Origin of the sequence: Bradyrhizobium sp. 139, from assembly GCF_023074175.1 — a bacterium.
In the GTDB taxonomy this organism is placed as follows: domain Bacteria; phylum Pseudomonadota; class Alphaproteobacteria; order Rhizobiales; family Xanthobacteraceae; genus Bradyrhizobium.
In genome coordinates this window covers 74,421-88,004 of sequence record NZ_JADPKS010000022.1, presented here as the reverse complement: position 1 = coordinate 88,004, position 13,584 = coordinate 74,421, and the positions used below count along the sequence as shown (strand labels likewise).

The window sequence follows — 13,584 nt, the reverse complement described above, 5'->3', positions numbered from 1 at the left end:
CAATCATTCGATAGCAATTGCGACATCTTACTCAATTGATACCGACCAGGACGCACTCGCGGACACACGCTTTGGTGCTGTGACCGGCAGCCTGACGCGGGCTTGATATTTGGGAAGGACGGCTGCGGTTCTCGCTCGGCTTTTAGTCAAGCCGTCATGTGCGACCGCTACCCCAAAGCTGAAGTGAACCGAGACGCGGTGTGAAGTTTTCGGCCGTAGCTCAAATTGTGGGTTTTGGCCTGCGAACGTCGAAAATGCTTGAACTTTCAATGGGGAATTGACTCTCTCCGCCATGGGCCTCATCCCACCAACCTCCATCTTCCGTCTCCCGCCCGCTTCAGCACGGGATCGCTCACCCGCGCATGCTCAGCCAGGAAATCGATGAACGCGCGCACGCGGGCGGGCAGGGGCGCGGTGTGGCCGACATAGACGGCGTGGATATCTTCGCGGTCGCCGGGATTGTAGTTTTGCAGCACCGGCACGAGGCGGTCGGCTTCAATATCGGGACCGATGTGAAAGAGCGCGAGGCGGGCAAGGCCGACGCCGCCGAGGGCGAGACGGCGGGCGACTTCGCCGTCGCTGGCGCGCGCGACGGGCGGCGGCACGGCTTCTTCGGTGTGGTCGCCGCGCTTGAACCGCCAGCCGCGGATCGCGCGCGGAAAGGTCCAGCCGATGCCGCGATGCTCAGTGAGCTCCGCCGGAATCTTCGGCGTGCCGAAGCGCGCGAGATAATCCGGTGCGCCGACCACGACCATGCGGCTGGTGCCGAGTTTTCGCGCGACAAGACGTGACGCCCGCAGAGGCCCGACGCGGATGGCGATGTCGGCGCGCTCCTGCATCAGGTCGATCAGCGTGTCGGTCAGCACGAGATCGAGCGTAACGTCAGGATGTTTTTCAAGGAAGCGCGGGATCAGCGGCATCACATGCAGCATGCCGAAAGGAATGTTGCAGTTGATCGTGAGGCGGCCCCGCGGCGTCGCGCCGGAGGCCGCCTCGCGCTCGGCTTCCTCCATCTCGGCGAGGATGCGCACCGTGCGCTCGTAGAAGGCCTGGCCTTCCTCCGTCAGTGTGAGCTTGCGCGTGGTGCGGTTGATCAGTCGCGAGCCGAGCCGCGCCTCCAGCCGCGAGATCAGCTTGCTCACGCCGGATGGCGTCAGGCGCAGTTTTCGCGCGGCCTGGGTGAATCCGCCCAAGTCGACGACGCGGACGAAAACCTCCATCTCGGCGGAGCGGTTGGTGTCGAAACGGGCCATGTTGAATTCATGTCACAAATGATTGGATTATGGACATTCTAATCGTTTTGCCCCGGTGCGGCTATCTGCGTGGCTCGTCTCATCCATTGGAGCCACGCATGCCTCCCGCCGTCCTCGCCCTCGCCGCCGGTGCCTTCGGCATCGGCACCACCGAATTCATCATCATGGGCCTGCTGCTTCAGGTTGCCGCCGACATGCACGTCTCCGTTCCGGTCGCGGGTATGTTGATATCAGGCTATGCGCTCGGCGTGTTCGTCGGCGCGCCAGTCCTGACGCTAGCGACACGGCGGCTGCCGCGGAAAACCGTGCTGCTGGCGCTGATGGCGATCTTCACGCTCGGCAATGCGGCTTGTGCGCTGGCGCCGAACTACGAATTGCTGATGGCGGCACGCGTGCTGACCTCGCTCGCCCACGGCACCTTCTTCGGCGTCGGCTCGGTGGTGGCGACCAACCTGGTTGCCGAGGACAAGCGCGCCTCAGCCATATCGACCATGTTCATTGGTCTCACGGTCGCGACGCTGCTCGGCGTACCCTTCGGCGCCTGGCTCGGCCTGATGCTCGGCTGGCGCGCGGCATTCTGGGCGGTGACGGTGATCGGCGTCATCGCCTTTGCCGTGGTGGCGGCGCTCGTGCCCGGCCATGTCGGCAATGGCGACAAGCCGATCTCGCTCGCCGAGGAGGTATCGGTCCTCGGCCGTCCGCAGGTTCTGCTCGGCCTCGCCATGACCGTATTCGGCTTCGCCGGCCTGTTCGTCGTCTTCACCTATATCCAGCCGATCCTGACGCGCTTCACCGGCTTTTCGGAAGCCGCGGTCTCGCCGATCCTGCTGGTGTTCGGTGTCGGGCTCGCGATCGGAAACGTCGCCGGCGGCAAGCTTGCCGACCGTGGCCTCACCCGTGCGCTGATCGGAACGCTCGCCGCGCTCGCCATCGTGCTGCTCGGCCTTGCCGCCGTGCTGTCGGCCAAGATCCCTGTCATCGTGCTGATCCTGCTGCTCGGCATTGCGGCCTTTGCAACCGTCGCCCCACTCCAGCTTCGCGTGCTGGAAACCGCCGGCCCCAGTGGACGCACGCTTGCTTCGAGCCTCAACATCGCCGCGTTCAATCTCGGCAACGCGCTCGGTGCCTGGGCCGGCGGTGTCACCATCGACCGCGGGCTCGGCCTCTCCGCGCTGCCTCTGGTCGCGGCCGGCATCACGGCGGTTGGCCTCGTGCTGGCGCTGTGGAGCCTTCGGCTCGACCGCGCGCAGGCCGCCGTTGCGGCTTGCCCGGCCGAGTAGGGCGAATCCACCGCCTGTGAGGCCATCGATCCTCGGCAATTCGTCGCATTGGCCGCTCCTGCCAACGCGCCATGCAGAAACGCACCTGTACATGCTCCGTCGCCCTCCATAACCTTCGCGGCGCAATTTCAGGAGATGCGACGTGGCGAAGAAGACGGCGACCAAGACGAAAAGTGCTTCGAAGAAGTCGGCGAGGACCTCGAGCAAGACGAGCGCCGCCCGCAAGGGGGCCGTTGCGAAGGTGGCCAGGAAGACAGTCGGGAAGGCGCCGCCGCGAAAGCCAGCCGCGGCACGGCGCCCGAAGGGGCCGGCCTGGCAATGGTCGGCGGTTGAGACAGCCACCGCGATCCGCTCCGGCGCAATCTCCGCCGTCGAGACCGTCGAAGCGCATCTCGAACGGATGCGCATCGTCAACCCACGGCTGAACGCGGTCGTCGTCGATCTCTCTCAAGCAGCGCTTGCCGCCGCGCATGCGGCCGACAAGCAGCGCGGCAGGGGCGGCGAGCTCGGCCTTCTGCACGGCGTTCCCATCACCATCAAGGAGAATGTCGATTACGAAGGCCGGCCCAATTTCAACGGCGTGCCCGCCAACAAGGACCTCGTCGCGCCGTCGGATTCGCCGGTCGTGCGTAACTTGAAGAAGGCCGGCGCGATCGTCATCGGCCTCACCAACACGCCGGAATTCTCCTTCCGCGGTTTCACTGACAACCCCCTGCACGGGCTGACGCTCAATCCCTGGGATCCAAACATCACCTGCGGCGGCTCCTCGGGCGGCGCGGGTTCAGCGGTCGCCGCAGGCATCGGCACCATCGCCCATGGCAACGATATCGGCGGGTCGCTGCGATGGCCGGCGCATTGCAACGGTATCGCCACCATCAAACCGACGCAGGGACGCATCCCCGCTTTCAACCAGAGCGCAACGGCGGAGCGGCCGATGCTGGCGCATCTGATGTCGGCGCAGGGCCCGCTCGCCCGTCACGTCGGCGACGTCCGTCTCGCGTTGGAGGTGATGAGCCAGCGCGATCCGCGCGATCCCTGGTGGGTGCCGGCGCCGCTGGTCGGACCGAAGCCGAAAGGGCCGGTCAAGGTCGCGCTGGCCAAGATCCCGGAGGATATGGACGTCGATCCGCAGGTCGCCGCGGCGCTGCGTCAGGCGGCCGATCACCTGGAGCGTTCCGGCTATCGCGTCAGCGAGGTCGAGGTCCCCGACATCAACGGCGTCTGGCAGACCTGGTGCGACATCATCACCAACGAGACGATGGTGATGCAGGAAGCCGGCATGCTGAAGGTGACGTCGGAGGACTTCCACAAGGCGTGGAGCGGCATGAAGGCCAAGGCGAACGTGCTCGATCTCAAGGCCTGGATGCAGGCGACTGCGGCACGCAACGGCCATATCCGCGCCTGGCAATTGTTCTTCGAGGACTATCCGGTGGTGCTGGCGCCGACCACGGTAAAGCCGACGCCGGGGCCGCGCGACGACACCATCAGCGCCGAGCGCGTGCGCGAAATCTTCTGGGGCGAGATCCGCTTCATCTCCGCCATCAACGTGCTGGGCCTGCCCGGCGCAGTGGTGCCGGTGACCCTGCATGACGGCAAGCCGATCGGCGTGCAGCTCGTTGCGGGACGCTATCGCGAGGACCTCGCGCTCGATGCGGCGGCCGCGATCGAGAAGCGCGCCGGCGTGCTCGCTCATCGGCTCTGGGAGACGATGGAGTAGGCGACAATTTCACCCTCTCCCCGCGTGGGCCCACGTGTGGGAGAGGGTGGCTTGCCGCATCAATTCATTAATCAAAATCGACTCGAATTTTAGCCAATTCACCAGCAAGCGTTAGGGTTACTTCCTCGATCTCTATGCGAATTATTGTCCGCTTTACCACCCGCCTCTAACAGAGGGACGGCGGACAACGCACATGCCTCATACAGGCCAATAAGTGCGGCCCGCTCCACGCGGAGGTGGCACGATGCGCAACGAGACGATCGCTATTCACGCCGGGTACGAGCCCGAAGCCACCACGCACGCCGTCGCCGTGCCGATCTACCAGACGGCGGCCTACGCCTTCGACAGCGCCGATCACGGCGCCGCGCTCTTCAATCTCGAGGCCGAAGGTTTTCGCTACAGCCGCATCGCCAATCCGACCAGCGCGGTGCTGGAGAAGCGCATCACCGAGCTCGAGGGAGGCGTCGGGGCGCTCGCGGTTGCTACCGGGCAGGCAGCGCTGCACTTCGCCTTCGTCAACGTCGCCGATCACGGCGGCAACATCGTTTCCATGCCGCAGCTCTACGGCACCACGCACACGCTGCTCTCGCACATCCTGCCACGCCAGGGCATCACCGGCCGCTTCGCCGAGAGCGACAAGCCCGAAGCGATCGAGAGGCTGATCGACGAGAACACCCGCGCGGTGTTCGCCGAGACCATCGGCAATCCCGCCGGTAATGTCTGCGACATCGAGGCGCTCGCCAAAATCGCGCATGCGCATGGCGTGCCGCTCATCGTCGACAACACGGTCGCGACCCCGATCCTGCTCAAGCCGTTCGATTACGGCGCCGATATCGCGGTGCACTCGCTCACCAAGTTTCTGGGCGGTCACGGCACCACGCTGGGCGGGGCCATCGTCGATTCCGGAAACTTCCCCTGGGCCAGGCACGCCGATCGCTTCCCGGCCTACAACAAGCCGGACGCCTCCTATCACGGTCTCGTCTATGCCGAGCGCTTCGGCAGGACCGCCTATATCGAGCGCGCCCGCAGCGTCTATCAGCGCACCATGGGCTCGGTGCTGTCGCCGTTCAACGCCTTCCTGCTGCTCCAGGGCATCGAGACCGTCGCGCTGCGCATGGAGCGTCACGTCGAGAACGCCCGCAAGGTCGCCGAATTCCTGCGCGGGGATCCGCGCGTTGCCTGGGTCAACTACACCGGCTTCCCGGACAGCCCGTATTATCCGCTGGTGCAGAAATATCTGGACGGTAACGCCTCCTCACTGTTCACCTTCGGCATCAAGGGCGGCATGGAAGCCGGCAAGTCCTTCTATGATGCGCTGAAGCTGATCACGCGCCTGGTCAATATCGGCGATGCCAAGTCGCTGGCCTGCCATCCGGCGTCGACCACGCACCGGCAGATGTCGGCCGAGCAGCAGCGCGTCGCCGGCGTGCTGCCGGAAACGATCCGCCTCTCGATCGGTATCGAGCATTCCGCAGATATCATCGAGGACATCGACCAGGCGCTCGCGAAGGCCTGCCCGTCGGCACGCCTCCAGGCCGCGGAGTAGGCGGCCGCGCCGATGACGATCTTGGTCGACAGGGATCACGTTATATCGAGCCCGGCGCTGGTGCCGGCCGAGGGCGATCTCGCGCGCGACCACGGTGGCGCTGAGCTCACCGTGGGCCTGATCAACAACATGCCGGACCCGGCATTGAAGGCGACCGAGCGGCAGTTCATGAAGCTGCTCCAGGCCGCCGCAGGTTCGCGCCGCATCCGCCTCCACTGCTTCTCACTGCCCTCGGTGAAACGCTCGGCGGAAGCGAAGTGGCATGTCGAGAGTGAATATTCGGACCTGACCGAGCTCAGGCGACAGAAGTTCGACGGGCTGATCGTGACCGGCGCCGAGCCGGTCGCCCCCGAACTTGGCCAGGAACCATACTGGCGCGATCTCACCGATCTCATCGACTGGGCCAAGGTCAACACGCGCTCGACGATCTGGTCGTGCCTCGCCGCGCACGCGGCGGTGCTGCATCTCGACCGTGTCGAACGGCGGCGGCTGCCGACCAAATGTCACGGCATTTTCGACTGCGAAGTCGTGGCGACCGATTTCCTGACGCGTGCCGCGCCTGCGCCGCTCAAGGTCTCGCATTCGCGCCTGAACGAGATCGCGGAGAGCGATCTCGCGCAGGCCGGCTACCAGGTGCTGACGCGTTCGGCAAAGGCCGGTGTCGATATCTTCGCCCGGCAATATGCCAGCCGCTTCGTGTTCTTCCAGGGCCACCCGGAATACGATGCGCTGTCGCTCCAGCGCGAATATCTGCGCGACATCGGCCGCTATCTCGCGCGCGAGCGCGAGAATTATCCGCATCTGCCGGTAAGCTATTTTGATGCAGCGACGGAAGAGAAGCTCGCGCGATTCGAAAGGCGGGCGAAGCACGAGCGCCATCCGGCTCTCGCCAACGAGCTGCCCGGACTGTTTTTGCGAGCCGATATCGCGGCCGGCAGCGCTGCGGCGGCGCTTTTCCGTAACTGGCTGCAATATCTTGCCGCGGAAGCCGATGCGTCGGCCCTTGCACGGTCGGAGCAACGGGGACGCGTTAGGATTAACCAAGTGTGAAGCTTGCCTCAGGCAACGCACGGATGCTTGAGTGAGCGAATCGGGCAAACAGGAAATGCGGTCGTGTGGTCGGCACTCCAGGGACGCGTGAGCAATCGGCTGGCCCGGCATTTCCGCGCCGCGCCGCACCGGCTGCCTGCGCATGCACCGATGGTGAGCTTCACGTTCGACGATGCGCCCGATAGCGCCGCCGGCCGCGGCGCCGAGCTTCTGGAGCAGCATGGCGGTCGCGGCACGTTCTACCTCGCCGGCAGCCTGATCGATCGTCCGTCGGATCACTGGCACGGCGTGTCGAATGACGCGATCGTGCGGCTTCACCGAGCCGGTCACGAGATCGCCTGCCACACCTTCTCGCACCAGTGCTCGGTCAATCTCGACGAGGCCGCCATGGCCCGCGAAATCGAGCGGAACCGCAGCCACTTCCGCGACATCGATTCCTCGATCAGGCTGGAGAACTTCGCCTATCCCTATGGGATCGCTTCGGTCTGGCGCAAGCCGCAGCTCGCAAAGGCGTTCCGATCGGCGCGCGGCATTCTTCCCGGCGTCAATCGCGACGTCATCGACCTCCAGTTCCTGCGCGCCTCGCCTCTGGTCGATTGCGAGATCGATATTGCGGGCATCGATCGCGATTTCGACGAGGCGGTCGCAAGCGGCGGATGGCTGATCTTCTACGGCCATGACGTCGCAAGGACGCCTAGCCCCTATGGCTGCACGCCGGCTCTGATGCGCCACGCGCTGGAGGCCGCCGGGAAGCGCGACATGCCGATCGTGACGGTCGCGGAAGCGCTGCGAAGGATCGGGGCGTAGGCGCTTGTTCCTTCTCCCCTTGTGGGAGAAGGTGGCGCGAAGCGCCGGATGAGGGGTTCTCTCGGCGAGCTCCGATGTTGCATTTGACTCGAGGATAGACCCCTCACCCGTCTCGCCGCTATGCGGCGAGACCCTCTCCCACAAGGGCCCACAAGGGCCCACAAGGGGAGAGGGGAAGAGTCGCAGCCTGCCACGCAAACAGTCTTGCCATGCTAGCGCGGTCATGCGACTGGCCTTGTGACGAATCTCACGGCCGTGGTTCCTGCTCGCTCATGTCCGCTCCCTCCGCCGCTCCGCTGCCTGCGCCGTCCAACGGCCGCGACGCGCTGTCGGTGCTGCATTCGGTGTTCGGCCTGCCGGGATTCCGCGGTGCACAGGGTGAGATCATCCGGCACGTCACGGAAGGCGGCAATTGCCTGGTGCTGATGCCGACCGGCGGCGGCAAGTCAATGTGCTATCAACTGCCGTCACTGCTGCGCGAAGGCTGCGGCATCGTGGTGTCGCCGCTGATTGCGCTGATGCGCGACCAGGTCGCCGGCCTGCTCGAGGCCGGCGTCAATGCCGCGGCGCTGAACTCATCGCTGACACCGCAGGAGGCTTCCGACATTGAGCGCCGCCTGATTGCGGGCGATCTCGACCTGCTCTATGTCGCGCCGGAACGCCTGGTGACGACGCGCTGCCTGTCGCTGCTGGCGCGGGCGAAGGTAGCGCTGTTCGCGATCGACGAGGCGCACTGCGTCTCACAATGGGGCCATGACTTCCGCCCCGAATATGTCGGCCTGTCCATCATCGCCGAGCGCTTTCCGGACGTGCCGCGCATCGCGCTGACCGCGACCGCCGACGATTTGACGCGGAAGGAGATCGTCGAGCGGCTTCATCTAACAGGGTCGCCGCAGTTCGTCTCCAGCTTCGACCGACCCAACATCCGCTACGAGATCGTCGACAAGCGCAATGCGGTGTCGCAGCTGAAAGAATTCATCCGGGAGCGCCATGCGGGCGATGCCGGCGTGGTCTATTGCCTGTCGCGCAACCGCGTCGAAGAGGTCGCCGCCGCGCTCGACGATGCCGGCATTGCGGCGCTGCCCTATCACGCCGGACTCGACAGCAGCGTACGCTCGCGCAACCAGGACCGTTTCCTCAACGAGGACGGCATCGTCATCGTCGCGACCATCGCCTTCGGCATGGGCATCGACAAGCCGGATGTGCGCTTCGTCGCCCATCTCGACCTGCCCAAGAGCATCGAGGCCTATTACCAGGAGACGGGGCGCGCCGGCCGCGACGGCAAGCCGTCCGCGGCCTGGATGGCCTACGGTCTCTCGGACATCGTGCAGCAGCGCCGCATGATCGACGAGTCCAGCGGTTCTGACGATTTCAAACGGGTGTCGATCGGCAAGCTCGACGCACTGGTCGGACTTGCCGAGACCGCGCAGTGCCGGCGCCAGCGCTTGCTCGCCTATTTCGGCGAGACGGAGACCGCGAACAATTGCGGCAATTGCGACAACTGCCTGACGCCGCCAAAGATGCGTGACGGCAAGGTGCTGGCGCAAAAGCTGCTCTCCTGCGTCTATCGCACCGGCCAGCGCTTTGGCGCAATGCATCTGATCGACGTGCTGATCGGACGTCTGACCGAGAAGGTGACGCAGTTCGGCCACGACAAGCTGTCGGTGTTCGGCATCGGACGCGAGCTGAACGAGAAACAATGGCGCACGGTGCTGCGGCAGCTGGTGGCGATGGGACATTTGCAGAGCGACAGCGAAGCTTTCGGCGCGCTGAAGCTGACGGAGTCCGCGCGCGGTGTCCTGCGCGGCGAGACCGAGGTCTGGCTGCGCGAGGAGGCCGCTGGCACCCGCATCCGCGCCAGCCGGGGAAAATCCCGCCGTGGCGACCTTGCGCCTGCGGCCAATGCGCCACAAGGCGATGTCGATCCCGAATTGCGCACGCGCCTGCGGTCCTGGCGTTCAGATATCGCGCGCGAGCGCGGCGTGCCGGCCTATGTCGTGCTGCACGATGCCACCATCGACGGCATCGTCCGGGCCTGGCCGACGACGCTGGACGAACTGCGCAACGTGCCGGGGATCGGCGACAAGAAGCTCGAGCATTACGGCGACGAGCTGCTGCAGATTATCAGGACGCGGTAGGCGTTCTGATTCGTAGCCTGGATGGAGCAAAGCGCAATCCGGGACAGTCTTTCAGTATGTTCGAGCCCCGGATTACGCTGCGCTCCATCCTGGCTACGGGCTCATCCAATTGAGTGCGCCGCCTCACCCATTCCGGAATGCATACCCGTACCCGTTCAGCGCCGGCGCGCCGCCGAGATGGGCGTAGAGGATCTTTGCGCCCTTCTCGAAATAGCCCTTCTGCGTGAGGTCGATCAGGCCCTGCATGGACTTGCCCTCGTAGACGGGGTCGGTGATCATGGCTTCGAGACGCGCGGTCAAGCGAATCGCCTCCTTGGTCTCTTCCGACGGCACGCCATAGGCGGGATAAGCGTAATCCTCGATCAGCACGACGTCCTCTGCGACGAGATCCTTGCCGAGCTCGACCAGCTTGGCCGTGTTCTGTGCGATCGAAAGCACCTGCGCCTTGGTCTGCGCCGGTGTGAAGGAGGCATCGATGCCGATCACCTTTCGCGCACGGCCGTCCGCGGCGAAGCCGACCAGCATGCCGGCATGAGTCGAGCCGGTGACGGTGCAGACCACGATGTAGTCGAACTTGAAGCCGAGCTCGGCTTCCTGCTTGCGCACCTCCTCGGCGAAGCCGACATAGCCGAGGCCGCCAAATTTGTGCACGGATGCGCCGGCGGGAATCGCGTAGGGCTTGCCGCCCGCCGCCTTCACCTCCTCGATTGCCTCCTCCCAGCTCTTGCGGATGCCGATATCGAAGCCGTCGTCGACCAGGCGGACGTCGGCGCCCATGATGCGCGAAAGCATGATGTTGCCGACGCGGTCATAGACCGCGTCTTCGTGCGGCACCCAGGCTTCCTGCACCAGGCGGCACTTCATGCCGATCTTGGCGGCGACCGCCGCAACCATGCGGGTGTGGTTCGACTGCACGCCGCCGATCGAGACCAGCGTGTCGGCGTTCGAGGCAATCGCGTCGGGGATGATGTATTCGAGCTTGCGCAGCTTGTTGCCGCCATAGGCCAGGCCGGAATTACAGTCCTCGCGCTTGGCATAGACCTCGACTTGGCCGCCGAGATGCTTTGACAGCCGCTCCAGCTTCTCGATGGGCGTCGGGCCGAAGGTCAGCGGGTAGCGCGCGAATTTGTCCAGCATCGTCAGGTCATCCCAGATTGGTGTTGATGTCTGGATTGCGAGCTACCATCTCCCGGAAGAAAGGTGCTCCCGAATGCTGCGGCATTGTTGCGCCATTTGTTGCAAAAAATCGCTGCATTTGCTACTCCTTCTCTCGCAAATTACCAATCTATTGGAAGCTTCTTCCATGTCGTCTCGGTTGGATCGCATTGACCTCAAGATACTGAGATTGCTGCAAAATAACGGCCGGCTCAGCAACGCCGAGCTGGCCGAAACCGTCGCCATTAGCCCCGCCACCTGCCATCGCCGCACCCAGCGCCTGTTCGAGCACGGCTTCATCGCCGCGGTCCGCGCCATAGTGGCGCCGAAGAAGGTGGCGAAGGGCACGCTGGTGATGGTCGGCGTCGTGCTCGACCGCTCGACCCCGGAGAGCTTTGCGATCTTCGAGCAGGCGATCGCCAGGCTCAAATTCGTGCTCGATTGCCACCTCGTCGCCGGCGACTTCGACTATTTCCTGAAAATCCGCGTCGGCGACATGGAGGATTTCAACCGCATCCATGGCGAGCAGCTGATCGCGCTGCCCGGCGTGCGCCAGACCCGAACCTTCTTCGTGATGAAGGAAGTCGTCGACAACGCGCCGCTGGAGTTTTGAGCAGAGCCGTCACGGCAACTTCACTTGCCTTGCGCGCATGCGCGGGCGACGGTTGCGTCTTCTCAACGAGGAGATCCAGCCGTGCGCCTTCCCATTCTCGATCCGAAAGACCTGAGTGCCGAACAGAAGCCGCTCTATGACGACATGCGAGCGGGCATCACGGACCACTTCAAGGGCTTCGTGAACATGCGCGACGATGGCGCGCTGCTCGGGCCCTGGAATCCCTGGCTCCGCGAGCCGCGCTTCGGCAAGCCGGTATGGGAGCTGGTCAAGGCGGTCGCGTCGAACCCGCTGCTGCCGGCGCCGGTACGCGAGGTCGCAATCCTCGTCACCGGCTCGCATTTCCGCTCCGGCTACGAGCTCTATGCCCATGTTCTGGTGGCCGAGCAGCGCGGCCTCTCCGACGAGAAGCTCGCGACCATCGTCGCCGGACAGCGGCCGGTCGATCTCACCAAGCAGGAGGCCGTCGCCTACGACATGGCGTCCGCATTGGTCAGCGGCGGTGTGCTGCCGGAACTGACCTGGCGCGCCGCGGTGAAGGAATTCGGCGAACACGGCGCGGCCGAGCTGTCCTATCTCGTCGGGGTCTATTGCATGGTCTCGGTCACGCTCAACACCTTCGACGTGCCGGTGCCGGAGTAACCGGCGTATCTGATCGACGGAAGCGATGCGAGGGGGCAAGCGTTCGTGCCGCATCCACGGCTTCTCGACTGGACCGAAGCAAAACGCTATCTTGGCGATGCCATCATGACGCATTTGCCGCTCACAATCGAAGCGCAGGACAATAGGAAATGGAAGCCATGAAGACGTCACGCCGCATCCTGCTCGCCGGACTGGCGGGACTCGCCGTCGCTCCAAGCGCCGCAGCAGCCGCGCCGGCGCCCGTGGCCGATGACACGACGGTCGCCGAAGAACGCTTTGCACGCATGATCGCTGTAGCGCATGCGCCCGACGTCACCTGCGCGCGTCAAGCCGAACGCTACGCGGATGCGCATTGGCCGGAATACGTGGTGGCGGCCAAGGCCGTACTCAACGCACGAGCGTGACACTTTCTATTCGCTCCGCAATGGAGCGGCGACGCCGTCACGTCTCCACCGCCCGGCGGACCTGCTCACCGATCTGCGACAGCACGAGCTGCGCCTGCGGAAGGATTGCGCCCATGGCGTGGAAATTGTGGACCATGCCGTCATGGCAGACGTGCTCGACCGCGACGCCCGCGGCGAGCAGCTTGCGCGCATAGGCATTGCCCTCGTCGCGCATCGGATCGAATTCGGCGGTATGGATGATCGCCGTCGGCAGACCGGCAAGCCGCGTCGCGCGCAACGGGGAGATGCGGGGATCGGCGGCGTCCAAGCCCTCGGGCAGATAATCGGCGAGATCGGCTTCGATCGTGACGCGGTCGATCAGATGGCCTTCGGCGAATGCCTCGCGCGAAGGCGAAGTCTCCTCGAAATCCAGCACCGGGCAGATCAGGCATTGCGCAACGATCGAGAGGCCTGCACTTTGCTGCGCCTCCTGGCATACGATCGCGGCCAGCGTTGCACCGGCAGAATCGCCGCCGACCACCAGACGTCCGGCGTCGATGCCCAGCGACGAGGCTTGCCGCGCGACCCATTCGGTGGCGGCGATCGCATCAATGACGGCGGCAGGAAATTTGTGCTCGGGCGCAAGCCGGTAGTCGACGGAGACCAGCCGACAGCCGGTCACATGCGCAAGCGCGGCAGCGATGCGGTCGTGCGTGGCGATACTGCCGGCGACCAAGCCGCCGCCATGGAAAAACACGAAGCCTGGTGCGCGCTCACCGGCGCTTGCAGGCACGTAGAGGCGGTAGGGCAGTTCGGCACCGGGTCCGGGCAGTGCGCCATCGGACGCCGTTACATCCGGCGTCTCGGCGCGCGCGAACTGCATCAGCTTGGCCAGCGACTGGCGCCGCGCCGCCACACTCGGCCGGCTCCGTGCCTGCGGCGCGGCCGCAGCCATCATGGTCAACAAACGACTTGCGAGCGGATCGAGCGGCATGGATCT

12 protein-coding genes are annotated in these 13,584 nt (G+C 64.9%); 9 read left to right on the top strand and 3 right to left on the bottom strand.

The genetic code is table 11. The features are described from left to right. Positions 1-299: 299 nt before the first annotated feature. Positions 300-1,253 (bottom strand): LysR family transcriptional regulator, encoded by a 954-nt coding sequence (locus tag IVA80_RS05380; RefSeq protein WP_247426258.1) that lies wholly within the window; start codon positions 1,251-1,253, stop codon positions 300-302. Positions 1,254-1,351: 98 nt separating this feature from the next. Here IVA80_RS05380 and IVA80_RS05375 point away from each other — a divergent pair, with 98 nt between their 5' ends. The 6 genes from IVA80_RS05375 (at position 1,352) to recQ (ending at position 9,791) form a co-directional block, all read left to right on the top strand. Then, positions 1,352-2,533, top strand: coding sequence for an MFS transporter (locus IVA80_RS05375; RefSeq protein WP_247426256.1), 1,182 nt, complete (start codon positions 1,352-1,354; stop codon positions 2,531-2,533). A gap of 142 nt (positions 2,534-2,675) precedes the next feature. Then, positions 2,676-4,250, top strand: a complete 1,575-nt coding sequence (locus IVA80_RS05370; protein ID WP_247426254.1) for an amidase family protein — start codon at positions 2,676-2,678, stop codon at positions 4,248-4,250. Between the two features lie 244 nt (positions 4,251-4,494). Then, positions 4,495-5,796: an O-acetylhomoserine aminocarboxypropyltransferase/cysteine synthase family protein gene (locus IVA80_RS05365; RefSeq protein WP_247426253.1), complete on the top strand. Its 1,302-nt coding sequence runs from the start codon at positions 4,495-4,497 to the stop codon at positions 5,794-5,796. 12 nt (positions 5,797-5,808) lie between these two features. Beyond that, entirely contained in the window at positions 5,809-6,846 is a 1,038-nt protein-coding gene (locus tag IVA80_RS05360; protein WP_247426251.1) for a homoserine O-succinyltransferase, read from the top strand. A gap of 63 nt (positions 6,847-6,909) precedes the next feature. Then, on the top strand, positions 6,910-7,653 hold the full coding sequence (locus tag IVA80_RS05355; RefSeq protein ID WP_247426249.1) for a polysaccharide deacetylase family protein: 744 nt from the start codon (positions 6,910-6,912) through the stop codon (positions 7,651-7,653). A 272-nt stretch (positions 7,654-7,925) separates the two neighbouring features. Further along, complete coding sequence (recQ, locus tag IVA80_RS05350) at positions 7,926-9,791, top strand: DNA helicase RecQ (protein ID WP_247426247.1); 1,866 nt, start codon at positions 7,926-7,928, stop codon at positions 9,789-9,791. A gap of 123 nt (positions 9,792-9,914) precedes the next feature. On the opposite strand, the gene IVA80_RS05345 is transcribed toward recQ, so the two are convergent. Next, complete coding sequence (locus IVA80_RS05345; protein WP_247426245.1) at positions 9,915-10,928, bottom strand: 1-aminocyclopropane-1-carboxylate deaminase; 1,014 nt, start codon at positions 10,926-10,928, stop codon at positions 9,915-9,917. Between the two features lie 166 nt (positions 10,929-11,094). Here IVA80_RS05345 and IVA80_RS05340 point away from each other — a divergent pair, with 166 nt between their 5' ends. From IVA80_RS05340 to IVA80_RS05330, 3 genes are all read left to right on the top strand, one after another. Continuing rightward, positions 11,095-11,559 carry an Lrp/AsnC ligand binding domain-containing protein gene (locus IVA80_RS05340; protein ID WP_247426243.1) on the top strand — a complete coding sequence of 155 codons (465 nt, stop codon included), beginning with the start codon at positions 11,095-11,097 and terminating at the stop codon, positions 11,557-11,559. 81 nt (positions 11,560-11,640) lie between these two features. Beyond that, entirely contained in the window at positions 11,641-12,201 is a 561-nt protein-coding gene (locus IVA80_RS05335; protein WP_247426241.1) for a carboxymuconolactone decarboxylase family protein, read from the top strand. A gap of 158 nt (positions 12,202-12,359) precedes the next feature. Next, a complete protein-coding gene (locus IVA80_RS05330) occupies positions 12,360-12,605 on the top strand; it encodes a hypothetical protein (protein ID WP_247426239.1) in 246 nt (81 codons plus the stop codon). Positions 12,606-12,642: 37 nt separating this feature from the next. Here IVA80_RS05330 and IVA80_RS05325 read toward each other — a convergent pair whose 3' ends face one another. Continuing rightward, entirely contained in the window at positions 12,643-13,578 is a 936-nt protein-coding gene (locus IVA80_RS05325) for an alpha/beta hydrolase (protein ID WP_247426237.1), read from the bottom strand. Positions 13,579-13,584 lie beyond the last annotated feature (6 nt).

Bases quoted from the DNA above. Each gene is read 5' to 3' on its own strand.
- IVA80_RS05380 (WP_247426258.1), bottom strand. From the start codon at position 1,253: ATGGCCCGTTTCGACACCAACCGCTCCGCCGAGATGGAGGTTTTCGTC.
- IVA80_RS05375 (WP_247426256.1), top strand. From the start codon at position 1,352: ATGCCTCCCGCCGTCCTCGCCCTCGCCGCCGGTGCCTTCGGCATCGGC.
- IVA80_RS05365 (WP_247426253.1), top strand. From the start codon at position 4,495: ATGCGCAACGAGACGATCGCTATTCACGCCGGGTACGAGCCCGAAGCC.
- IVA80_RS05360 (WP_247426251.1), top strand. From the start codon at position 5,809: ATGACGATCTTGGTCGACAGGGATCACGTTATATCGAGCCCGGCGCTG.
- recQ (WP_247426247.1), top strand. From the start codon at position 7,926: ATGTCCGCTCCCTCCGCCGCTCCGCTGCCTGCGCCGTCCAACGGCCGC.
- IVA80_RS05345 (WP_247426245.1), bottom strand. From the start codon at position 10,928: ATGCTGGACAAATTCGCGCGCTACCCGCTGACCTTCGGCCCGACGCCC.
- IVA80_RS05340 (WP_247426243.1), top strand. From the start codon at position 11,095: ATGTCGTCTCGGTTGGATCGCATTGACCTCAAGATACTGAGATTGCTG.
- IVA80_RS05330 (WP_247426239.1), top strand. From the start codon at position 12,360: ATGAAGACGTCACGCCGCATCCTGCTCGCCGGACTGGCGGGACTCGCC.
- IVA80_RS05325 (WP_247426237.1), bottom strand. From the start codon at position 13,578: ATGCCGCTCGATCCGCTCGCAAGTCGTTTGTTGACCATGATGGCTGCG.